At 60.6% G+C, this 22383-nt stretch carries 21 protein-coding genes and 4 pseudogenes; 18 read left to right on the top strand and 7 right to left on the bottom strand.

The window, feature by feature from the left end:
- Positions 1 to 129 (top strand): annotated as a pseudogene (locus AC2FNS_RS17415) (IS6 family transposase); the annotation flags it as partial.
- A 269-nt stretch (positions 130 to 398) separates the two neighbouring features.
- Here the strand turns inward: AC2FNS_RS17415 and AC2FNS_RS17410 are convergent.
- On the bottom strand, positions 399 to 1451 hold the full coding sequence (locus AC2FNS_RS17410) for a helix-turn-helix transcriptional regulator (protein WP_496743576.1): 1053 nt from the start codon (positions 1449 to 1451) through the stop codon (positions 399 to 401).
- Positions 1452 to 1640: 189 nt separating this feature from the next.
- On the opposite strand from AC2FNS_RS17410, the gene AC2FNS_RS17405 reads away from it, so the two are divergent.
- The 10 genes and pseudogenes from AC2FNS_RS17405 to AC2FNS_RS17360 form a co-directional block, all read left to right on the top strand.
- Positions 1641 to 2753: an SH3 domain-containing protein gene (locus AC2FNS_RS17405; protein ID WP_496713203.1), complete on the top strand. Its 1113-nt coding sequence runs from the start codon at positions 1641 to 1643 to the stop codon at positions 2751 to 2753.
- A gap of 101 nt (positions 2754 to 2854) precedes the next feature.
- Positions 2855 to 3157 (top strand): hypothetical protein, encoded by a 303-nt coding sequence (locus tag AC2FNS_RS17400; RefSeq protein ID WP_496713204.1) that lies wholly within the window; start codon positions 2855 to 2857, stop codon positions 3155 to 3157.
- Between the two features lie 291 nt (positions 3158 to 3448).
- Positions 3449 to 3625, top strand: coding sequence for a hypothetical protein (locus AC2FNS_RS17395; RefSeq protein WP_496713206.1), 177 nt, complete (start codon positions 3449 to 3451; stop codon positions 3623 to 3625).
- Between the two features lie 31 nt (positions 3626 to 3656).
- Positions 3657 to 3968 carry a hypothetical protein gene (locus AC2FNS_RS17390; protein ID WP_496713208.1) on the top strand — a complete coding sequence of 104 codons (312 nt, stop codon included), beginning with the start codon at positions 3657 to 3659 and terminating at the stop codon, positions 3966 to 3968.
- 390 nt (positions 3969 to 4358) lie between these two features.
- Positions 4359 to 4898 carry a hypothetical protein gene (locus tag AC2FNS_RS17385; RefSeq protein WP_496682738.1) on the top strand — a complete coding sequence of 180 codons (540 nt, stop codon included), beginning with the start codon at positions 4359 to 4361 and terminating at the stop codon, positions 4896 to 4898.
- Between the two features lie 104 nt (positions 4899 to 5002).
- Entirely contained in the window at positions 5003 to 5287 is a 285-nt protein-coding gene (locus AC2FNS_RS17380) for a hypothetical protein (protein WP_496682735.1), read from the top strand.
- Between the two features lie 31 nt (positions 5288 to 5318).
- A pseudogene (locus tag AC2FNS_RS17375) lies at positions 5319 to 6023 on the top strand (IS6 family transposase).
- A gap of 95 nt (positions 6024 to 6118) precedes the next feature.
- Positions 6119 to 6445, top strand: coding sequence for a nuclear transport factor 2 family protein (locus AC2FNS_RS17370; RefSeq protein WP_496713210.1), 327 nt, complete (start codon positions 6119 to 6121; stop codon positions 6443 to 6445).
- A gap of 229 nt (positions 6446 to 6674) precedes the next feature.
- Positions 6675 to 8291 carry an MFS transporter gene (locus AC2FNS_RS17365; protein ID WP_496743593.1) on the top strand — a complete coding sequence of 539 codons (1617 nt, stop codon included), beginning with the start codon at positions 6675 to 6677 and terminating at the stop codon, positions 8289 to 8291.
- Between the two features lie 469 nt (positions 8292 to 8760).
- Positions 8761 to 9096 (top strand): annotated as a pseudogene (locus AC2FNS_RS17360) (IS6 family transposase); the annotation flags it as partial.
- On the opposite strand, the gene AC2FNS_RS17355 reads toward AC2FNS_RS17360, so the two are convergent.
- The 6 genes from AC2FNS_RS17355 to AC2FNS_RS17330 are packed head-to-tail and all read right to left on the bottom strand — an operon-like array spanning position 9066 to position 16241.
- Complete coding sequence (locus AC2FNS_RS17355) at positions 9066 to 10463, bottom strand: FAD-dependent oxidoreductase (RefSeq protein ID WP_496713212.1); 1398 nt, start codon at positions 10461 to 10463, stop codon at positions 9066 to 9068. The pseudogene AC2FNS_RS17360 and the gene AC2FNS_RS17355 overlap by 31 nt on opposite strands.
- The gene (locus AC2FNS_RS17350; protein ID WP_496683980.1) at positions 10444 to 11310 is read right to left on the bottom strand and encodes an isocitrate lyase/PEP mutase family protein; all 867 of its coding nucleotides are present in this window, start codon (positions 11308 to 11310) and stop codon (positions 10444 to 10446) included. Before AC2FNS_RS17350 ends, AC2FNS_RS17355 begins: the two co-directional genes overlap by 20 nt.
- Complete coding sequence (locus AC2FNS_RS17345) at positions 11307 to 11927, bottom strand: cysteine hydrolase family protein (RefSeq protein WP_496683982.1); 621 nt, start codon at positions 11925 to 11927, stop codon at positions 11307 to 11309. The genes AC2FNS_RS17350 and AC2FNS_RS17345 overlap by 4 nt, the downstream gene beginning before the upstream one ends.
- On the bottom strand, positions 11924 to 13987 hold the full coding sequence (locus AC2FNS_RS17340) for a hydantoinase/oxoprolinase family protein (protein WP_496713214.1): 2064 nt from the start codon (positions 13985 to 13987) through the stop codon (positions 11924 to 11926). Before AC2FNS_RS17340 ends, AC2FNS_RS17345 begins: the two co-directional genes overlap by 4 nt.
- Positions 13984 to 15678, bottom strand: coding sequence for a hydantoinase B/oxoprolinase family protein (locus AC2FNS_RS17335; RefSeq protein ID WP_496683987.1), 1695 nt, complete (start codon positions 15676 to 15678; stop codon positions 13984 to 13986). The genes AC2FNS_RS17340 and AC2FNS_RS17335 overlap by 4 nt, the downstream gene beginning before the upstream one ends.
- Positions 15675 to 16241, bottom strand: coding sequence for a nuclear transport factor 2 family protein (locus AC2FNS_RS17330; protein WP_496683989.1), 567 nt, complete (start codon positions 16239 to 16241; stop codon positions 15675 to 15677). Before AC2FNS_RS17330 ends, AC2FNS_RS17335 begins: the two co-directional genes overlap by 4 nt.
- 129 nt (positions 16242 to 16370) lie before the next feature.
- On the opposite strand from AC2FNS_RS17330, the gene AC2FNS_RS17325 reads away from it, so the two are divergent.
- The 7 genes and pseudogenes from AC2FNS_RS17325 to AC2FNS_RS17295 all read left to right on the top strand — a co-directional run.
- Positions 16371 to 17186: a GntR family transcriptional regulator gene (locus AC2FNS_RS17325; protein ID WP_496713216.1), complete on the top strand. Its 816-nt coding sequence runs from the start codon at positions 16371 to 16373 to the stop codon at positions 17184 to 17186.
- Positions 17186 to 18592: a 3-isopropylmalate dehydratase large subunit gene (gene leuC / locus AC2FNS_RS17320; RefSeq protein WP_496683992.1), complete on the top strand. Its 1407-nt coding sequence runs from the start codon at positions 17186 to 17188 to the stop codon at positions 18590 to 18592. The genes AC2FNS_RS17325 and leuC overlap by 1 nt, the downstream gene beginning before the upstream one ends.
- Positions 18592 to 19203 (top strand): 3-isopropylmalate dehydratase small subunit, encoded by a 612-nt coding sequence (leuD, locus tag AC2FNS_RS17315; protein WP_496683995.1) that lies wholly within the window; start codon positions 18592 to 18594, stop codon positions 19201 to 19203. Before leuC ends, leuD begins: the two co-directional genes overlap by 1 nt.
- 90 nt (positions 19204 to 19293) lie before the next feature.
- A complete protein-coding gene (gene dctP, locus AC2FNS_RS17310; RefSeq protein WP_496684006.1) occupies positions 19294 to 20301 on the top strand; it encodes a TRAP transporter substrate-binding protein DctP in 1008 nt (335 codons plus the stop codon).
- A gap of 56 nt (positions 20302 to 20357) precedes the next feature.
- The gene (locus AC2FNS_RS17305; protein ID WP_496713218.1) at positions 20358 to 20858 is read left to right on the top strand and encodes a TRAP transporter small permease; all 501 of its coding nucleotides are present in this window, start codon (positions 20358 to 20360) and stop codon (positions 20856 to 20858) included.
- Complete coding sequence (locus tag AC2FNS_RS17300; protein ID WP_496684000.1) at positions 20858 to 22165, top strand: TRAP transporter large permease; 1308 nt, start codon at positions 20858 to 20860, stop codon at positions 22163 to 22165. Before AC2FNS_RS17305 ends, AC2FNS_RS17300 begins: the two co-directional genes overlap by 1 nt.
- Before the next feature lie 113 nt (positions 22166 to 22278).
- Positions 22279 to 22383: pseudogene (locus AC2FNS_RS17295) on the top strand (IS6 family transposase); the annotation flags it as partial.

The raw sequence follows: 22383 nt of genomic DNA, 5'->3' as shown, positions 1-22383 counted from the left end.
AAGTTCGCCGCCGTTCATTCCTCCGTTTACAACCATTTCAACCAGGAGCGCCACCTCTACACCCGCGAAAACTTCAAGCTGATCCGCAACGCCGCTCTCGCCGAGTGGCGTAAGCTCTGTTCCGCCTAAGTTCCCGTGGTTATTGGGAAACTGAGACTGGTTAGAATCTGTCTGACAGCACCCCTGCGCGGGCGAATAGACGTCATCACCGCAGTCGACCCGGCCAATACGGGCATTCATTCGCCGCACAGCGGCACCCAAGTCCTCGGGCGATGGCCACTTCGGGCTCAAGGCAGACGTTCGCTCAATTCCGCTCAATGACTACAATGCGGACTTTGCTGGCTTTTGCCTCGTTGCGTTTGAATGGCGCATTGGCGGTCAAAAGAGAAGTTCGCCTGTTATGTTGTCCAACGTGAATTAAGGGTCGCGACGGGGTGTTCACCAAAGACCTCTTTGTAGAGCTTGCTGAATCGCCCGTGATGCTCGATGCCGCACATTGAGCAGACGTCCGACACCGTTTTCGGACCGTCGCGGTCGAGCAGCGCACGCCTTGCGCAATGCAGCCTTGCCTGTGCCAGCACTTGCATCGGCGTGGCTCCGCGAACCTTGCGAAAGGCGGCCTGAAGCGTTCGCTCGGACACGCCGACATGGAGGGCGATGTCCGGAAGCCCTTCGATCTCGTTGGGGCGCTTGTGTATCAGTTCTTCGGCCCTTCTGACGTGCCTGAGAGACGGGTTTTCCTTGGGGCCGGACGACTCATTCGCGCCGGTACCGAGGTGCGCGTCAACGCAGCGGTTGAGCTGGTCGAGCACTATCGTCCCCCATGCCTCGGCCAAGCGCATGTCCATTTCCATATCCGCGCAAAGGGACACCTCTGCAGCCAATGTGAGCGTAATGCGGGCCAGATGCAGATCGTCATCCCGGAACGCGTCTCCACAGAGCATGCCGCCCTGCGCTTCCATGCGTGCGAGGCGGTCACCAAGGACCTGGGGCGGCATGGACAGCACGAAGGCCTGGTAAGGTGCCTCCTGCGTGGGAAGGGTCGTCGTTTCGCGCGTCCCGCGGCCAAACAGGATCCATGGCTCGCTCTTGCGCTCGAACCGCATCTGTTCGTTTCGGCTGGCCAGCGTGCCGGTGACCGGGACCAGAAGGTTGGCCCGCTGCAGTTCCCGCACGACAACGTCATGTCCGGTCGATCTGACATAGGCGAGGCTCAATAATGCGATATCGCTGATCGCGACGGCTGCCTCGCCATCCGTCGGATCGCGCAGTTTGAGGGTGGATTTGCCCGTGAACTGGCGCCTCGACAGCTTGGACCGTTCGCCGCTGTAATAGGCGCTCAGCCGGAATCCCCCGAGCCCGGTCGGCAATTCATCATCCGCGGTCTGGCATAGTACGCGGGGACCGAGCCCAACAGGCGGATTTCGAGCATGTGCGGTCGGATCAAACATTTCCAACTTCGCAGCGGTTTTTGGATAATCTCTGCGCCAAATGGATAGACTATTCCCGAGTCAGTTGCAAACATGATCGATGAGTAGTGGTCATTTTGGGGGGATGTCGGCATTGATCCGCATTATAATGCCAACACTCTAAGCTGTGGTCACGTGCGTTACACCCGAAATCCATTGAGGATTTGCAATATGTCTCCCGGCATTCAGCTCTTCACCAACCTTACCGCTGCCGCCGCGCTCGGTCTGGCGGCAGCGGCCTTCGGCGGATTGTCACCCGCGCTTGCGCAGGATGAGATGCGCACCGAATATGTCCGATTTGCTGCTGGTACGTCTGGCACGGTTATCAACGATTCCATAACCGGCTATGAGAGTGTCCTCTACCGGATCGGCGCCGAAGCGGGCCAACGGATGAAAGTCCGGCTCGAACCGTCAAACACCGCCACCTATTTCAACGTCTACGTTCCCGGCAGGGGCCCGGGTGACGAGGCATTGGTCAACAGCCAGTTCATGGGGGCGATGGTGCCTGATCTGAACATCTTTGACGGGGTTCTGCCTGCCTCCGGCGAGTACACCGTGTCGGTCTACATGATGCGCAGCGCAGCGCGGCGGGACGAAGTGTCTGACTACATGATAGCGATCAGCATCGAGGGCGAAACCGGCGACAGGGTGCAGGCCGATTATGCGGACGGCCTGCAGGGCGGCCCGGATTTCTACAAGGTAGCCACCTCGGGCGGCACCTTGAACTTGCGTTCGGGCCCTTCCTCGGGCGAGAGCCTGGTGACGCGCCTCAACAACGGGCAAAACGTGCGCAACTTGGGCTGCCGGATGCAAGAAGGCCGCCGCTGGTGCCGCGTCGCCACGCTGGCCGACCCGGGCTACGAGGGGTGGGCTGCGGGTGACTTTCTGATCGAAGGCAGCAACGATCCTGCCTCTGGCATGAGCGGCGGTTCAGCGTCGTCAGGCACCGCCGCAGGGGCATCGGGAAGCGGCGGGTCGACCGTGATCATAAAGTTCCCCGCAGGTAGCTCCGGAGCGGAACTCACGGGCTCTCTCCTGCCGCAAGAGAGCCGGCGCTACATCCTTGGCGCGCGCGACGGTCAGTTTCTGTATTTCCGTCTCGCCGCGAACGGACCCGGAATGACGTACGTAATCTACAACCCGGACGGTTCCGTGTTGCTGGATGAAATGAATGCGACACAAGAGTATCGTGGACAGCTCTGGCAGTCAGGCGACCATGTGGTCGAAGTCTACAACACCGCAAATGGTGCTCAATCATACAATGTCATCTTTGGGATTGAATGAGACAACGCCGGGTCATCAAGACGGCAGACAGTAAACTTGGTCAGCATCCACTGGCCAATCGTAACGAAGCAATCTCACATGAAAGGAGTGGAAGAGACACAATGAGAAATGAATTCAGAATGATGGCCGGCGCAGTAGCGCTGCTCGCGCTCGCGGGATGCGTCGAAGACACGGGCGGCACTTCGGCACCGGCGAGCACAGGCGGCGCGGGAGATCTCTCCGACTTCGTCGGCGCACGTGCAGGTCAGGCCGAGGGTGGGCTGCAGGCGCGCGGATACGAACTGATCCGCAGCGAAGGTCTGACGAGCTATTGGTTCAATCGCACGACAGGATCATGCGCAGCGATCACCACGGCGGACGGACGCTATTCCAACATCACGATGCTGCCCGCCGAGGACTGTTGAAACTCTGCAAGTGGATCATCCGGATCGCCTGGGCGATGTACCTCGTAGCTCTGGCGTTGCTCCTGATCGGAGCCTTTGGGCTCTTCGGTCAGGAGCGCGATCCCCTGGCAGGCGTCTTTCTGATGCCGCTTGGTCTGCCATGGGTTCTTTGGACGGACGGATTTCCCGAACCGTTGCTCCCGTGGATAGCAACCCTGTCGCCGTTGCTGAATATCACGATCCTGACATTGCTTTGTCGATACGTTCACGGCGGCAGACCCCGCAGTGAACAACCTAACAAGGGAGGGCCAGATGCACTTTGACCTCGCACATGCGCTTGTAACGGGCGTCCTCATATTTGTCGTGATGATCGGCATGCACAAAGCGGGTCTTTATGTCCCGCACAAGGACGGTGGCCCGAGATGGAGTTGGCCGCTGTTCTTTGGAATCGGTGCCGCGGTTTTCATCCTCAATTTGTTGTGGCCCTGAAGGCCGCTGTTTTTGAGAAAGGCAAGAAGACATGGGTAAAATACTGATTGGAACTGTCGGGCTGGTTATTGGACTGGTCGCAGGAGCCCTCTTCGGTGGGGCGATCGTCGGAGGCTCGGCCGCAGGTGCGGGTATTGCGACGGGTATGTCGGCCGGCGTCTGCTCGATCGTGATTGCCGCGCAGGAGGAGGGACTTTTGACCCCTGACCAGGTGGACCAGATCCTCACCCGCGCAGCGGCCGACCTTGCCGAGATGTCCGGTGAGACAGCGCCTGGTGCCGTTGTGGGAAGTACGTCTGACTGCGACGCCGTAATGGAGCAAATTCGCTCTGCGGCAAACTGATGGACCAGGCGGTGCTCTCAGGCCGGTGGGGTCTCGCAACAAGAAGTCATGGTATTGCTGTGATGATTTTCACTGGAACGCACGGCATCCGGACAGCGACGTCATGGGCAGAGCTGGCGGCGGTCAACTCGGTCGGGTCACAGTTCGTCCGTTTTCCAAACACGGGGCATGGGGCAACGTTGTTCTCACAATGCGCCAGAGACGTCGCTGCAGCCTTTTTCGATCAACCGGGCGAACCAGTGAATTCTGGCTGCACAGAAGACCTCGTTCCAACATTCCTTGTGCCAGAGGATCCAATCCAATGACACTGTTACGGGTGCGAAATGCGTCCTTCTTGGTCGCCACTTCGCGTACAATTTTCAGTTAAATCGCTAGGTATAGGAGGAAATCATGCGAATTCTAGTTACGGGCCTGGTTGCTGGCTCGTTGTTCGTCGGATCAGCGATTCCTGGTGCTGCGATGTCCGACAAGGAAAAGGCGGCCTTGGCCGCGGCTGCGATCCTTGGCATTGCGGCCCTCGCGCATCACGAAAATCATTATCAGGAAGGATACAGACCTCAAGGACACCACGAGACGGCGATGTTCGAGGCGGGATACCGGGACGGTTTGCACAATGAGCAGTTCGATACGGGCTACGGCACCCGCGCTTACAGCGAAGGCTACGCGGCCGGACATAAAGAGCGTGAGAACAACCTCGCGCACAAGCGAAACAAAGTCCGCGAAGTCAGAGTGCCCGCTGCCGCGATTGCAGGCTGCAGAGACGAGGTTTCATCCAGCTTTGGTGTCAGAGCGCGGGACGTTCACATCATCAAGGCCGGCCAGGAAGGGTCCGACAACTACTATATCGAGATGGCCTCGGGCCACCGTCACGTAATTTGCGGGACGAACTCTCGTGGTCAGGTCTTCAATCTGCGCAACGGTAGATTGTAACCAACCAAGCAGGCAAATCAGGTGTGACGCGGATGTGATGGTCTTCGCCACACTTGCGTGGGTTGATCCGGCAGTTTTGGCCGTTCAGGGAGGGAGACTTCTCAATGAAGAAACATATGATGCCACCTGCACTTGGCTTTCTGGCGACGCCCGCCTTTGCTCAGGTGCCGCCCGAAGCGCTGGGCACCGGTATGGGGCTCGTTTCAGGGCTCTTGATTGCTGTGGTGGTCGGCGCGGTCGTCGGCTGGGTGTCGACCCTGATTGTCAAGGGGTCCGGCTCTGGACTGGGCCGTGACATCCTGATCGGGATTGGCGGCTCGCTGGTTACCAGCTACCTGTTCCCGGCCATCGGCCTCAATATCGGGTCTTGTCAGAGGAAACCGGCTTGAGGCGGGTAGGGCTGTTTTGTAGCGTCGCCCTATGACCATAAGATCGCGGTTTCACTATTTAAAAACCAGCCCAGAAATCATCCGCTTGGCTGTGATGCTGTAGGTCCGTTTCCCGCTTTCGTTGCGAAATGTCGAAGATCTGCTTCACGAGCACGGGATCGATGTCAGCCACGAAACCGTGCGGTTTTGGTGGCACAGGTTTGGCCCGATGTTTGCCGCCGAGATCCGGAAGCGGCGGATAGAGGGCATGCGTTCGAGCCGCTGGCGCTGGCACCTGGATGAGATGTTCGTGAAGATCAATGGCGAACGCCATTACCTTTGGCGTGCGGTTGATCACGAGGGCGAGGTTTTGGAAAGCTTCGTCACGAAGACACGTGACAAGAAGGCCGCGCTGAAATTTCTAAAGAAAGCAATGCGCAAGCATGGACGCCCGGAAGTCATCGTGACCGACAGGCTCAGATCCTATGGTGCTGCACTGAAAGATATCGGTGCCGACCATCGCCAGGAAACGGGGCGCTGGCTCAACAATCGCGCTGAGAATTCACATCTGCTGTTCCGACGACGAGAGCGGGCGATGCTTCGCTTCCGGCGGATGCGAAGTTTGCAGAAATTCGTCGCCGTCCATGCCTCGATCTATAACCTGTTCAATTCGGAGCGCACGCTTTCCTCCAGACCAAACTTCAAGTCGAACCGGGCCGCCGCACTTGCCGAGTGGCGGGGTCTCTGCGCCGATTAAGGGACAGCCATTCTGTCCATGTGGAGACTGGTTCGCATTCGTCTAGCAGCACCCACACAACGCATGCCGCGCGGAATTCGCGAAGGTCTCTTCTGATGCGATTTCTTGATTGCGTGGATCGTCGCGATGGTACGGCAGCCGCTCGCCTGTTTCACCCCGACGGTCTCTGGTCGACGGCCTCCGAGTTCGGAGACATAAGGGGCACCACTGAAATTCAGGCATTTATAGAGGGCCGGCTTCCGCCCAGACAGTATGGGGAGAAATTTGTTCGCCACAGGATCGAACCCTGTGCGGATGAAGATGACCCTATCGTTGTTACGCCTGATGGTATCCGCTGTCGCTTCGAAATGGAAACGTGCATCGAGCACGGCAGGGAATATTCAGGCCTGCGGTTCAAGCGGCTTTCGCGCACTGTGCTTTGACCGTGGTGCGGGCCGCCATGGATAGATGGCTATAACTCGTTGCCCCAAATGGCTACGCTTGGTTGTTGAAGGATTTTTTCTTTCGAATGGCATCACCGACGCTTGATAACTCGATCCTTTTTTCAATTATCCTTGCGGACCTATGTGGTCTGAAAACTGCGGGTGTGGGATCAGAATGCTTGAGAAGCTCGATCCCGTACACAAACAAGCCTCGCATGGAAAAAGCCTGATGCCATCACAAGAAGATGACAGAAGTTCAGAACACAAAGGTGCTTTTTACCGCGTCTTTGTAGACCCCGCGCAACAGATGCGCTGGTCCTACCTGCCGCCTCTGATGGTTTATTTCGCGGCGGGTGTATCCGGTCTGACCTCGGTCGTGGGGGCGTTCTTTCTCAAGGAGTACCTTTCGCTCTCGGCGGAATTCGTGGCCGGACTGGCATTCTGGGCCGGGTTGCCATGGGTGTTGAAGATGCCAATGGGGCATTTGGTTGACATATTCTGGCGGTGGAAAGCGCTGCTTATCCTTTTCGGCGCGGGTTTGATAACGCTGTCGCTGCTGATCATGTATGGCATCGTTTCGCGGCCGGATGAAATGCGTGCGTTGCTTCCGCTGAGTGAATGGTATGTCATCGCCGTTCTGCTTGCGCCGGCGGGCTATGCAATCCAGGACGTCGTCGCCGATGCCATGACGGTCGAAGCCGTGCCCGCCCTTAACGAAGCGGGCCAACCTTTCGACGAGGGGCAGGCGCGCGCCATGCATACGACGATGCAGACGCTAGGCCGCGTTGCTATCATATCGGGCCTTGTCGCAGTAGCCGCCGTGAATATCTGGATGTTTTCGGGGGCAGAAGACCTGCCACAAGACGCGCGACTTGATCTGTATGGCCGTGTTTACCTGATCGCCCTTGCCATCCCCGTGATTTCGGTCAGTGGCGTGGTGCTGCACATGATCGTGCAGCATCGCCGCGCTGAACAAGGGGTGGCCCAAAGGCGCCCGGACGCGGTGACGCACGTCAACTGGCAAATCCTGGGGGGTGGCCTGACCTTCGTCGTCCTGAGTATCTGGTTGGGCACGTCGGACCTCATCTACGCGCAAGAGATCGTTTTTGTGACTTCGATGACCGTGATCCTGTTCCTGATGAGGCAGCTTCTTCAGGAACTTCGCCCCGATGCCGCGCGCGCCCTGATCGGAACAGCAGCGATCATTTTCGTGTTCCGGGCCGTGCCGCTGCCCGGGCCGGGGCAGATATGGTTCGAAATCGACGTGCTCGAGTTCGACGAGCGGTTCCTTTCGATCCTTTCACTGATCACCTCGCTGCTGGCCTTACTGGGGTTGATCGTGTTGCGCCCCATGATGGCGAACCGGTCGATCGCCTATATCATCGTCCTGCTGACGATCGCATCCGGTATCCTGGCATTGCCGAATATCGGTCTTTATTATGGGATCCAGGAATGGACCGCGGCGCATACCGGTGGAGTCGTCGACGCGCGGTTCATCGCCATTCTGGATACCGCGATCGAGTCGCCGCTGGCGCAGATCGCGATGGTGCCGATGCTGGCCTGGATCGCGCGCAACGCGCCGGCCGACCTGAAGGCAACGTTCTTTGCGGTCATGGCGTCTTTCACGAATATGGCGCTTTCGGCCAGCAGCTTGGGTACGAAGTATCTCAACAAGGTTTTCTTGGTTACACGTGAGGCCGTTGACCCGGCTACGGGAGTACGGACTTCGTCGGCCGATTACTCCGAACTAGGCTACTTGCTGATTGTCGTAGGCATTATTTCGGTCGCAGTGCCCTTGCTGACAGTGCTTGTGGTGCAGTCGTCTCGATACCGAACACGCGACTAGCTTTGCTGTAACGTGGCGCACAGGAGAATAAAAAAAACCCTCTGCCTATCCGGCCGCTATCAGTCGCACAACCATGCCTGACCGCCTACTCAATCGCAGCTGAGCCTTTTTGAACTCTGCCCTGGTCAGTTCAAGCCTGGCGAGCGCACGGTTTCGCTTTTGATAGAGCTGCCGCATGCGGGAACCGGGATTGCCGATCAGTGCTGTTTTTTCCGTCATGCCGGCTGGTAATCATGCCAGTGCCGCAGACTGCGCGACTTGCCACGCGCGATCTGCTGCAAGAAACCTGCGGTACGCTTGAAACAGCATCCGACGGTGCTCGTTTAGTTGATTGTGCATTGCTCTTCTCCTCCTCGGACAACCCGCATTCGAGGCTCAATTATGGCATAAAGACTACTGATCGTCCTCGAAAGGTGTTGTCAGAAGGAATTTGGTTGAGGCGGGCAGGGCGGTTTCGTAGCCTCTGGCCATTCCCAAGTGTGATCCATTCAAATACTTTCATAGCAGCCCGGAAATTATCCGCTTGGCGGTCATGATGTACGTTCGTTTCCCTTTGTCGCTGCGGAATGTCGAAGATCTGCTGCACGAGCGCGGTATTGATGTAAGTCACGAGACGATCCGTTTCTGGTGGAACAGATTTGGTCCGATGTTCGCGTCAGAAATCCGGCGTCGGCGGGCGGAAAGACTGCGATCCGGGCGGCAATGGCAGTGGCATGTCGACTAGGTTTTCGTGAAGATCAACGGCGAACGTCACTACATGTGGCGCGCTGTTTATCACGAAGGCGAGGTGCTTGTCCTTTGGGTTATCGCGGGGGTTCCGGCGATGCGCCCCAGGACGGCCGCGGCCAGTAAGCCGTTTCCGGAAAGATAGCCGCTGTCCCCGCGGCCCGACACACCGCAGGCTGCCCCGCCGCCGGCGTAGAGATTTGCAATCGGCACACCCTCGCGGGTGAGAACACGCGCCATTTCGTCCACACGCAGGCCACCCTGTGTATGAAAAAGCGCCCCTGTCACTCGCACGCCGCAATAGGGCGGAGCAAGGCCGGTTGCGCCGAAGCTGCGACCGAAACCATCCGTGCCGCCCAACGGAATGCTTGCGATGGTTCTCACAAGCGCATCGGCAGGAAGCCCAAGCGCAATGGCCAACCCGCTCAGCGTGTCGGCGCTCTTGATCGCACCTTGTGCTTCGGCACGTTTAAAATCTTCGAATTGCCGCGCGACGTCGGCGATCCGGGCATCGAAGATGGCGACGGCCTCGCCGCCGGGTTGCGACAGCACGGCACGGGCGGCCTCGGAATAGCCCTGTGCCTCGTTCCAGAAGCGGTTGCCTTCGCGGTTCACTTGCACCCCACCTTCGGTGATCGTGGCCCAGGTGATGAGGATGCCATGAGGATGGGCGACATTGCCATGGCCTTGATAGGCACCAAGATGCTCGGTCGCTGCCCCGATCTTGTCACCCCAAAGCACCGCCTCGCCCCGGTTGCCGTCATGGCCGAACCACAGCCCCGCCTCGATCTCGGGCATATAGCGCGCGACCAGTTCACGGTTGCCGCCATAGCCGTTGCAGGCAAGGATCAGGCGCTTGCAGCCAATGGTTTCCACACTGCCATCGGGGCGGCGCGCGGCGATCCCGTGAACCAGACCATCCTCAAAGAACAGCGTCTCGGCGCGGCGTTCGCAGACAATGTCGATGCCCGCGCGTTCTGCGGTGCTGCGCAGCGCGTCGATCAGTTCAGCCCCGGAGCGCGTCGGCAGTCCGTGCATGCGGCGGACCGAGTGGCCGGGGTAGTCGAAATCATCGACCACAGAGAACGGCAGACCATGCACCTGTGTCAGCCAGTCGATCACTGGGGCGGCATTCTGCGCCAGAAGATCGACCAGCGCCTGGTCGTTCTCACCATGAGCCTTGGCTTGAATATCGGCGGAGAGCCGGGCGGGGCTGTCCTCGATACCCGCCTCTTGTTGCAACGCCGTGCCCGCCGCCGGAATCAGGCCCGCCGACAACGCAGTGGACCCGGAGGGAACCTCATCGGCCTCGATCACCAGAACCTCTTGTCCGACTTCTTGTGCCGATAGTGCCGCAATCAACCCGCAGGCACCTGCACCGATGATGAGCGTTTCGACCTCAAGGTCATAGCCCGCCGGGGGAGTTTCAACTGTCGGCGCCGTCATAGAGTGCACCCTTTTTGAGCATTTCCGCGGTCCCGAGCACGTCGTTCAGCCCGCCGAAATCGAACATCCGGTCGGCAAACGGCTTGTTCGAACCGTTGCTGAAAAGGCTCTGGTAATAGTCCTGCGCGGTGCGTGCCAGCGCGCGAACGATCCCGCCGGGAAAGATGACGATGGAAAAGCCGAGGTTTTCAAGGTCAGCCGCGTTGGTGATCGGGGTGGCGCCACCTTCGACCATATTGGCCAGCAGCGGCACGCGCTCCGCAAAGCGCGTCGCGACCTGTTCCAACTGGGTGCGGGTTTGCGGAGCCTCGATAAAGAGTACGTCGGCACCCGCTTCAAGATAGGCCTCGGCCCGGTCTTCGGCGGCGGCAAAACCTTCAACAGCAACCGCATCGGTGCGGGCGATGATCAGCGTTTCTTGCGAAGCGCGCGCATCGGCCATCGCGGCAATCTTGCCCACCATTTCCGTGGCCGGGATCAACGACTTGTCCGCCAGATGGCCGCAGCGTTTGGGATAGGTCTGGTCCTCCACCTGCAGGGCCGAGGCGCCGGCGCGTTCATAAAGCCGCATGGTGCGCTGGGCGTTGAGCGCGTTGCCAAAGCCCGTATCGGCGTCGATGATCACCGGCAATGATGTGCGGTCGGCGATCAGCGTCATGGTATCGGCCATCTCGGACGCGGTGGTCAGGCCAATGTCTGGCCGGCCCAGCCGGGTATAGGCCACGGCCGCGCCACTGAGATAAAGCGCCTCGAATCCTGCCGCTTCGGCGAGCGAGGCCGTCAGCCCGTCATAGACACCGGGAGCGGCCAAGATTTCCTTTTTCTGAAGACGTGCGCGTAGGCTCATGACGCAGCCTCGATCAGGCTCAGCGCCTCGGCACAGCTCATCTGATGGGTGACCGTTCCCAACGACAACCGCGTAGCATCATGCACCTCTTGCCGGAACGCGGCGCAGCCATCGGTCAGCATGACGGTTTCGATGTTGCGCAGATGCGCGTCACGCAGCGTCGAGGCGACACCGCCATTGGTGACGATGCCGCCGACGATCAAATGCTCGATCCCCACCGCGCGCATCAGGTATTCCAGCCTTGTCTGGTAAAAGGCGGAATAGGCGACCTTCTCGATCACGAAATCCGCGGGCTGGAGTATGTCCACGAGCGTGTGCCCGAAACTGCCGGGGGCGAAATCGCCTTTGCCGAGGAACGGGCGCAGCTCTTTGAGATGCGGCGCAATCAGAGGTTCGCCATCCTTGTCCGGCACCAGTGTGAACTGGGCCGAGAAATACCGCCCGCCCCTGGCCTGAATGGCCCGCGCCAGCGGGGCGATGCGGTCTGGCAGGGCGGCGATGCTGTCCGCGCCTTGCCCGGCCCGGCGATAGGCGCCCTTGGGGTGGATGAAATCGTTCTGCAAATCAATCGTCAGAAGCGCCGTGCGCGCAATGTCCCATGTTGCTGGATTGCTCATGATGCGTCCTCCCGAGGCTCGATGATGGTATTGCCAAACGGATCGACACGACCTTGCAAGTCAGGTTCGATCAGAACCGTCGTATCGGGCTGCGTCAGGATCGCAGGCCCCTTGATGACGGTTCCCACCGGAAGGGCCAGGCGGTCATAGATCGCCGTGTCATGCCAGCTGTCGGCGAAATGCACCCGACGCTGGGCAATCGGCTCGGACGCGCCATCGCCGGACGGGGCCAAGGCGCTCAGGTCGAATTTGGGGCGAATGCCTGTCACCGCGCTGCGCAGGTTCAGGATGCGCCTGACACCGTTTTGCAACAGCCGGCCGAAGGTGGCGCGATAAGCGGCGTCAAACGCCTCTTCAATCTCGGCGCGTGTTGGCGGGGTCACCTTGCCGCCCTGCGCTTTCACATTCAGCGGCACCGACACGGTATGGGTTTGCCCGACATAGGCCATGTCCAGCTCGAAACTCAGTTGGCGGGCCTCGAAACTGGTGCGCGCTGCATCCAAGAGCGCCATGCCGTGATTGGCGTGATCCTGCATGAAGTCGCCCAAGGCCGCCTCATCCAGAGTGCCGACCAGAGAATTGATCGTCTGCACGAAATCCTGCCGCATGTCCGCAATCACGCAGCCCATGGCCGATGTGACACCAGGATAGCGCGGCACGATGGCACGCGCGATGCCCACCTCGGCCAGCATCGCCCCCGCATGCAGCGCGCCGCCACCGCCGAACGGCATGAAGGCAAACCGCTTGGGGTCATAGCCGCGCTCGATACTGACAAGGCGGATAGCGCCCGCCATACGGCTGTTGGCAACCTTGAGGATCGCCTCGGCGGCCTGAACCGTGGAGAGGCCCAGCGGACCGCCCACATGCTCGTCTATCGCGCTGCCTGCCGCGTCCACATCCAGCCGTTCCAGCTTGCCGCCGATGGGGTTGTCCGGATCGATCCGGCCCAGCACCACGTTGGCGTCGGTCACGGTCGGGCGGGTATTCCCGAGGCCATAGGCCACCGGCCCCGGATTGCTGCCCGCGCTTTCCGGGCCGATGTTCAACAGCCCGCCCTTGTCCACCCAGGCGATGGAGCCGCCGCCCGCGCCGATGGTGGTGATCTCGATCATCGGATTGCGCACCACCATGCCGAAATCGATCGAGGTCTGCGGCGACAGCATCGACTGCCCCCCTGCGATCAGCGAGACATCAAAGCTGGTCCCGCCCATGTCGCCGGTGATGACATTCTCGAACCCCGCCGAGCCGGCAATATAGCCCGCCGCGATCACCCCCGCCGCGGGGCCGGACAGCGCCGTGCGCACCGGCAGACGGCAAGCGGTATCCACCGCCATGACGCCGCCATTCGACTGCACGATCATGAACTCGCCATCGAACCCGCCCGCCTTGAGGGCGTTTTCCAGCCGTCTCAGATAGCCCGACACCTCGGGCTGCAAATAGGCATTGAGCGCGGTGGTCGAGAAGCGTTCGAATTCGCGGATCTCGGGCAGGATCTCGGACGAGGCCGAGACATGCTCGTTGTGCCAGACCTCGCGCAGCGCGGCGACGGCTGCGTCTTCGTTGGCGGTGTTGGCATAGGAATTGGCAAACAGGACCGCCACGCCTTCGCAGCCCTGATCCTGCAACACCTTGGCGGCGGCGCGCACGGCGTCAAGGTCCACGGGCGTGCGGATCGTGCCGTCGGCCAGCGTGCGCTCGGGCACTTCCAGCCGGTTGCGGCGGTCCACCACCGGTTCGAAATCGCCTCGCAGGCCCCATGTGCGCGGCCTGTCGCGGCGGCGCATTTCCAACACGTCGCGCAGGCCCTCGGTGCATATTACCCCGGTTATCGCGCCCTTGCGTTCCAGCAGTGCATTGGTGCCTGCCGTCGTGCCGTGCACCACCACGGAGATCTCCGACAGGTCCTGAACCTCGCGCCTGATCCCATCGAGAAAGCCGCCCGACTGGTCAGGCCGTGTTGTCGGAACCTTGGCGACACTGGCAGTGCCTTCGGTCTCGTTCAGAACAAAGACATCCGTGAATGTGCCGCCGACATCGACACCGATCATGCGGTTGCTCATGCCGTGTACTCCCGCCATTTCGTGCCATAAGTCGCAACCGCCTGGGCCGCGCTGACCAGCCCGCGCGCCACGTCGCGGGCCACGGCAGCAGGCGGGCGTTCGGACGCCGCGCCATACCCACCGCCACCCGGTGTTTCCAGCCGCACGGCCTGCCCGGCCTTGAGCCTGATCCCCCGCATCTTCGAGGCCAGCGGCGGGCTGTGCCAGCCGTCGTCCTGCTCATACTGGAACGCGTTCAGCGCCGCGTCGCCGCCGCCCGCGATCCCCTTGGGGGCAAACCGCCCGCGTTCGCCGAACAGGAACGCCTCGGCGCCGTTTTCCTCCAGCACTTCGATCTCGTAGACCGCGCCCAGACCGCCGCGATGCGTGCCTGTGCCTGCGCTGTCGGGCCTAAGCGCCCATTTGCGGAACATCACCGGATAGGCGGCCTCCAGGATTTCCATCGGCGGAATCGTCGCGGTGGAAATCGGCGCGTTGCCATGGTTGAGCCCGTCCGTCTCGATCGAACCGCCATGACCGCCGCCATAGAATGAGAACATCACCCAAGGCTGCCCGTTCTTGCGCTTGCCCGCGATGGAGAGCGCATTGATCGTGCCATAGGCATTGGCGACAACCCGGTCGGGCGCGGCCTGCGCAAAGGCGGAAAAGACCACGTCGATCATGCGCAGGATGGTTTCGGTATAGCCACCGGTGGGGGCCGGGAATTGCGCCGCCAAAAGGCTGCCTTCGGGCACGAACACTTCGATGGGACGCATCACGCCAGCATTGGCAGGCAGGGCCGGAAACACATGCTTGATCGCGACATAGGCGGTTGCCACGGTCGTTGGCAGGGCAATATTCACCGGGCCTGCGCATTGCGGCGATGACCCCGTGAAATCCAGCGTCATCTGATCGTCTTTGATCTCCAGCGCGATCTTGATCTTCAGCGGTTCGTCGGTGATCCCGTCGTTGTCGAGATAATCCTCGGCCTCCCACCGACCATTGGGGAGATCGGTCAGTTCAGACCGCATCAGCGCCTCGGCACGATGGCCAAGAGCGTCCAGCGCGGCGGTGATCGTTTCGCTGCCATATTCATCCAGCAACTCGTCCATCCGCTTGACGCCCAGATCCAGCGCGCCAAGCTGGCCGTTCAGATCGCCCATGGCCGATTGCGGCAGGCGGGTGTTGCGCAACAGGATGTCGATGATGTCCTGGTTGATCTCGCCCTTGCGGGCCAGTTTCACGGGCGGCAGGTTGAAGGCCTCTTGAAACACATCCGTCGCTGCCGGGTTGTAGTTGCCCGGCACCGCGCCGCCCACGTCATGCCAGTGACCGACCGAGGCAAGATAGCAAAACAGTTTACCATTACGAAAATAGGGCCGGACCAGACGCATGTCGCTGAGGTGCGTGCCGCCGATATGGGCATCGTTGAAGATATAGATATCGCCATCTTCAAGATCGCCGTCCCTGGCGGCCTTTTCGATCACGGCTTTCACGGCAAATGACATCACGCCCACGAAAATCGGCAGGCCGGATTTGCCCTGCACCAGCGTATCGCCCGACGCGGCGTGATAAAGCCCGTGGCTGGCATCATGCGCCTCGGCGATGATCGGGTTGAAGGCGGCGCGGAAAAGCGTCGCGTCCATTTCGTCCGCGATCTGTTCCATCCGGCCGGCAAGAACCGACAGGGTAATGGGGTCGATCTCGCTCATGACTTCGCCCTCACTTCGGCCATGTCGTTCCATACATCCTGCTTGGTGATCTTGCCGCCGGTGATTTCGAACCGGTCGACAAAGCGGATGCCGTCAAAGGTGCCGCCGTCGTGGTATTCGCCCCGCAACGTGCCGCGGCAATAGACGATGGCTGCGTCACCCGCGCTCTGCATCGCGTCAAAACCGTCATAGGCTTTGGTGACAGACCTGTAGCGCGGTTTGGACCATTCGATCAGCTCGTCAAGCTTGCGCATGGGCGCGGTGCCCGGGAAGGTCATGGCAAAGCCGTCGCCGAGAAAGGAGCGCGCCTTTTCCAAGTCGCGCGCTTCCATTGCGGCAAGGTAATCCTTGACGACTCGCGCGGGATCGGGCCGAGCCGGTGCGGGGCTGCGCGTTGCGCGACCGCGATAATAATTGTCTGGCGGCATGTCGTGGATCATCACCGTCACAAGGTCGGACGCGGCGGGCACGACGAAGCGCACCGCGTCCGTCAGGGCCTGCCCAAGGCGCTGCTTCTCTTTAGCATCATAACCTTCCAAAACATGAAGTTCGACAATTGGCATGACCTTCTCCCCGGGTAACCTGTATTATCTGTAATACATATATTGTATCTTTCCAGAAAGAAATTTTGCACATCTAGAATACTAATACTTGCTTTTGAAGGGAACACATTTACCTTCTACGGCGCAGAGTTGGGGGAATCACAAGTGCAGGCCGAAACCGTTCAGATACTGCCGGAAGGGGTGAAGGCCCGACACGTCTATCTGTCGCTACGCGATCAGATTACCGGCGGCAATCTGCGCGACGGCGAAAGCCTGCCTGGCGAACAGAAGCTTGCCGAATCCTTCGGGGTCAGCCGCGTGACGGTGCGCCGCGCGCTCAATGCCTTGGCCCAGAGCGGGTTGATCGAGCGACGCGCCGGAAGCGGCACCAAGGTACGTGCGCGCCACGCCAGCGGCCAACGCGCCGCGATGGATTTCAACACGCTGATGCCGCAACTTGTCGAGATGGGCCAGCAGACCACGGCACGGCTATTGTCGTTTTCCTATGGCAGCGCGCCCGATTTCGTGGCCTCGGCGATGGGGTTGAACGGCGACAGCAAGGTCCAGATCGCCACGCGTGTGCGGCTGGCGGGGGACGTGCCTTTTTCCCACCTGACGACCTATGTTCCTGCCCGGATCGCCCAGAACTATTCCGAGAACGACCTTGCGACCACACCGCTGTTCAAGCTGCTCGAACGCAGCGGCGTGCAGATCAAGGAGGCGCATCAATCGGTTAGCGCGACCCTCGCCGGTCCCGATGTGGCCGAGGCGCTGGACGTGGCTGTGGGATCAGCCCTGTTGTCACTGCGCCGGGTCGTGCGCGACGTGGAGGGCAACGGCGTTGAATACCTCTCGGGGCTTTACCGCCCCGATATGTTTAGCCTTGAAATGCCACTGACACGCGTCGGTCAGGGCACGGCACGTCACTGGGAGCCTGCCATTGGCCTGAGCAAGGGAGAGCGCTGATGCGTTCCCCGCAAACCATGCTCGACAAGCTTTGGGCCGCGCATGAGGTGTTGCAGCGCGACGATGGCGTTTCCCTGCTTTGGGTCGATCGGCATCTGGTGCACGAAGGCTCGCACCATGCCTTTGCCAAGATCCGCGAACGCGGCCTATCGGTGGCCGAACCGTCGTTAACCTTCGCCGTGGTTGATCACTATGCGCCCACGCGGGGCCGGTCGCGCATCACCGACCCCCAGATCGCCCGCATGATCGACACGCTGCGCAGCAATGCCGCCACCCATGGGGTGCGGCTCTATGATCTGGATGATCCGCATCAGGGCATCGTGCATGTGGTGGGCCCCGAAGAGGGGCTGACCCTGCCGGGTCTACTGATCAATTGCGGCGATAGCCATACGTCGACGCATGGCGCCTTCGGCGCGCTGGCTTTTGGTGTGGGCGCGACCGAGGTGGCGCATATCCTCGCCACCCAAACGGTCTGGCAGCGCAAACCCAAATCGATGCGCATCACCGTTGGTGGCACGCTTGGTGCGGGTGTGACGGCCAAGGATATCGCGCTTGGGTGGATCGCCAAACTGGGCACCGGGGGCGCGCAAGGGCATGCCGTGGAATACGCCGGAAGCGCCATTCGTGCGCTTTCGATGGAGGGGCGGATGACCCTGTGCAACCTATCGATCGAAGGCGGCGCGCGTTTCGGCATGGTGGCGCCGGACGAGACGACGTTCGCGTATCTGGACGGGCGCCGTTTCGCACCCAAGGGGGCGGATTGGGAAGCGGCCTGTGCTGATTGGGCCTCGCTATCAAGTGACGAGGGTGCGCGCTTTGACCGCGAGGTCACGCTCGACGCCGCCGAGATCTCGCCAACCGTCACATGGGGCACCAGCCCGGAACAGGCGCTTCCGATTGGCGCCGTCATCCCCGACCCCGCCGAAGTGCCGTCTGACAAGGCCGAGGCGGCCCGCGCGGCGCTTGACTACATGGGGCTGAAGGCAGGTGACAAGCTGGAAGGCACGCCGGTCGATCAGGTGTTCATCGGCTCCTGTACCAACGGAAGGATCGAAGATCTGCGCGCCGCCGCAGCCGTGCTCCGCGGTCGCAAAGCGAGGGTTCCGGGCCTCATTTCGCCGGGCTCTGCTCAGGTCAAGGCTCAGGCCGAGGCCGAGGGCCTTGACCGCGTCTTTACAGAAGCGGGCCTTGATTGGGTCGCCTCAGGCTGTTCAATGTGCGTGGGCATGAACGGCGATCTGGTCGCCCAAGGCAAGCGTTGCGCATCCTCCACGAACCGCAATTTCAAGGGCCGTCAGGGACGTGGCGCGCGCACCCACCTTATGAGCCCGGCCATGGTCGCTGCAGCCGCCGTGACCGGCACGCTGACTGATGTGCGCCCGCTTCTAGAGGGGCGGGCCATCTGATGGCGGGGTGGCGCACATTAAAGGGCACGGCGCTTGGCCTGCCGGTCGCGAATATCGACACCGACCAGTTGATCCCGGCGCGCTTCATGTCGGTCCCGCGGGACGAGGGCTATGGCCCTTACCTTCTGCATGACATGCGCCGCGATGCCACAGGAGCGATGCGCGCGGATTTTCCGCTCAACATCCATCCCGGCGCTACCGTGCTTGTCGCAGGGCGGAATTTTGGCAGCGGATCGTCGCGCGAAGCGGCGGTCTACGCCCTCATAGATGCAGGTTTCCGCGCGGTCATTGCCCCCAGCTTTGGCGATATCTTTGCCGCAAACGCCATCAACAACGGGGTACTGCCCGCAGTCGTCGACGACGACAGCCATGCCGCACTCGAAGCCGCGCTGGCACATGGTCCGCAAGATATTGCAATCGATATCGAAAGCCGCAGCGTCGCACTCGATGCGCTCGAGGTGCGCTTTTCGCTCGATGACAGCTGGGCGATGAAACTTGTCAACGGGTGGGACGACATCGATCTCACCCGCAACCACGGTGCAGCGATCGCTGCGTTCAAGAATCTTCGCAGTCAAAACGCCGCTTGGGCATGGCCCACAGAGGTGGATTGAAAACAGCCGCACGAAGCGGCAGTCACGGCCCCGGGAGGGCCAGACAAACGGGGCCGACGCCCCAAAACAGTGGAGGACGACACGATGCAAATGAAACTCATGGCAAGCCTGCTTGCAGGGGCCACGCTGGTGGCGGGAACGCTAAAGGCCGAAGAGACCCTCTCGGCTGTGCATGCTTTCCCCGAAACGCTGATCTACACGAAAAGCTTCCTGAGCTTCGTCGACAAGGTCAACGAGGCCGGCAAGGGCGTGGTCCGGATCGACGTGCGCGGTGGCCCCGAGGCGATCGGCATGTTCCAGCAACCCGACGCGGTGCGCGACGGGGTCGTCGACATGGTCTATACCCCCGGCTCGTTCTACGGCGGCGCGCTGCCCGAGAAGGATGCCATGGTGGCGTCGAACCTGACAGCGGTCGAAACCCGCATGAATGGCGGCATCGAGCTGATCGACCAGATCCACCAAGAGAAGATGGGCCTGAAATACCTTGGCTGGTTCGACAGTGGCGTGTGCTACAATCTCTGGACGCGCGACGAGCCCAAGTTCGACGCCAATGGCAACCTTGAAGTCGAAGGCCTCAAGCTGCGCGGCAACAACGTCTACAACGCGTTCTTCACCAACTACCTGGGCGCGCAGGTGATCGACCTGCCCACCGGCGAAGTCTATTCCGCGCTGCAGCGTGGTGTCGTTGATGCTACCGGCTGGACCCAGATCGGCCTGATCGATCTCAAGTGGAACGAGTTCCTGAACTACCGGATCGAGCCGTGCTTCTTCTCGACCGACCTTGGCGTGATCGTGAACCTCGAAAAGTGGAATTCGCTGTCCGACGAGGCGCGGAAAATCCTTCAGGATGTTGCAATCCAGCACGAGAAAGACAGCGTCGAAGCGCTGCGCGCCAAGCGCGACGAAGACTTTGCCGCGCTCGAGGCGTCGGGAATGAAGGTTGTCTCGCTGGAAGGTGAGGCCAAGGCCAACTACCTCGCCGCTGCTCGTGAAAAGACATGGGAACGCATGAAGGAAGTCATGGCTGGTCAACCCGGTGGCACAGCCAACTATGACCGCCTGATCGAGCTGTTCTACGATCTCGACGCGGCCAAGTAAGCGCCTTTGCAGGCTCGCCCTCCGGGCGGGCCTGCTTGTCTTTACGGAGCCAGGCGATGATCAACACAACGTACAAGGCGCTGCTTTATGGAATGGCGGTCATTTCCGGTCTCATGCTGGTGTGGATCATGGTGTCGGTCATTGCCTCCGTTTTGATGCGGAACCTCGGGCTGCAACCTTTCGCGTGGCTCTTTACCTCGGCTGAATACGGCCTGCTTTACATGACGATGCTCGGCGCACCGTGGCTTGTCCGCGAAAAAGGCCACGTGCATATCGAATTGCTGACCGCTGCCTTGCCCGAAGGCCCGCGTCACCTGCTGAGCCGCGCCGTCGCCGCGGCCTGTGTGCTGGTTTGCGCGATCCTGACGTGGAAGGGGATCGAGCTGGTGATGACCAATATCGAACGGGGCGATTTCGATACCCGTGCCTACTATTTCCCGCGCTGGCTTTTGACCATCGCGTTTCCGCTGTCGTTCGGACTGATGGCCATTGAATTCTCGCGCTTCATCTTTGGATCGGAGCTGATGCATAGCGGCGAAGCAGGGATACACGAATAATGGAATGGTTCGAGGCGCTGGCCCTGCTGCTTGGCACGATCATGTTTCTCATGGCGATCGGCATGCCGATCGCGGTGGCCTTTCTGGCCGCAAATATCGTCGGCGCGTGGGTCTTCATGGGCGGTGAACGCGGGGTGACACAACTGTTGAACAACGGACTCGGCTCGCTCACCAAATACGCGCTGATGCCCATTCCGTTGTTCCTGCTAATGGGCGAGATTTTCTTTCACACGGGCCTCGGCGGGCGCATGTTCACCGCAATCGACAAGCTGCTTGGCCGTCTGCCCGGGCGTCTTAGCTATGTCACAGTTCTGGGCGGCACAGCGTTTTCCACGCTTTCGGGTTCGTCTATGGGATCGACCGCACTTCTTGGCTCACTGATGGTGCCTGAGATGAGCCGCCGGGGCTACAAATCGCACATGAGCATCGGTCCGATCCTGGGCACAGGCGGTCTTGCGATTATCATCCCGCCCTCCGCACTCGCCGTGCTTTTGGCGACCTTGGCACAGATTGACGTGGCCGCCCTTCTGATCTCGGGCGTGATCCCCGGCTTGATCCTTTCTGGGTTTTATATCGCAACGATCTGGCTGCAAACCCAGATCGACCCGACAGCCGCCCCTGCCTATGATGTGGAACCGATGTCGTTCCTGTCCAAAATGGGCTTGCTGCTACGCGAAGTGATCCCGATGGTCGGCGTCATGGTCATCATCATCGCGCTGATGATCAAAGGCTTCGTCACCCCCTCCGAGGCCGCGGCCTTCGGCGCGCTCGGTGTCCTGATCCTAGCAGCGATCTTTCGCTGCCTGACATGGGAGGCGATGAAGAAATCGGTTATCGGCGCACTTCGGGTCACGATCATGGCCTATCTCATCGTCTTCGGCTCGGCCACGTTCAGCCAGCTTCTGGCCTTTTCAGGCGCTTCCACGGGGCTCGTGACCTGGGCAACAAGCTTCGACCTCTCGCCCTTGCCGATGCTTCTGGTAATGTTTGCCGTGCTCTTGCTGCTTGGAATGTTCATGGAACAGATCTCGATCATGCTCCTGACCGTTCCGATCTTATTTCCCCTTGCACAAACGCTTGGGTTTGACCCGATCTGGTTCGCGCTGATCATGCTCCTGTCACTCGAGATCAGCTTTACCACTCCGCCCTTCGGGTTACTCTTGTTCGTAATGAAAGGCGTGGCTCCTGAGGGAACCACCATGCGCGAGATTTACACCTCGGCCTTTCCGTTTATCTTTTGCTCGTTGCTTCTGGTCGCTCTGCTTATTGTTTTTCCCCAATTGGCGCTTTGGTTGCCGTCGCACTGAATTGGCCTGCTGGGAGGCATGAAAGATCCGGGCCGCCCACCAAACACAGGGTCGCCGGTGTTGTCAGAAGGAATTTGGTTGAGGCGGGCAGGGCGGTTTCGTAGCCCCTGGCCATGCCCAAGTGTGATCCATTCCAATACTTTCATAGCAGCCCGGAAATTATCCGCTTTGCGGTCATGATGTACGTTCGTTTCCCTTTGTCGCTGCGGAATGTCGAA

It is taken from the genome of Ruegeria sp. BHSA191 (assembly GCF_059613325.1).
This window is presented reverse-complemented; position numbering and strand designations above follow the sequence as displayed.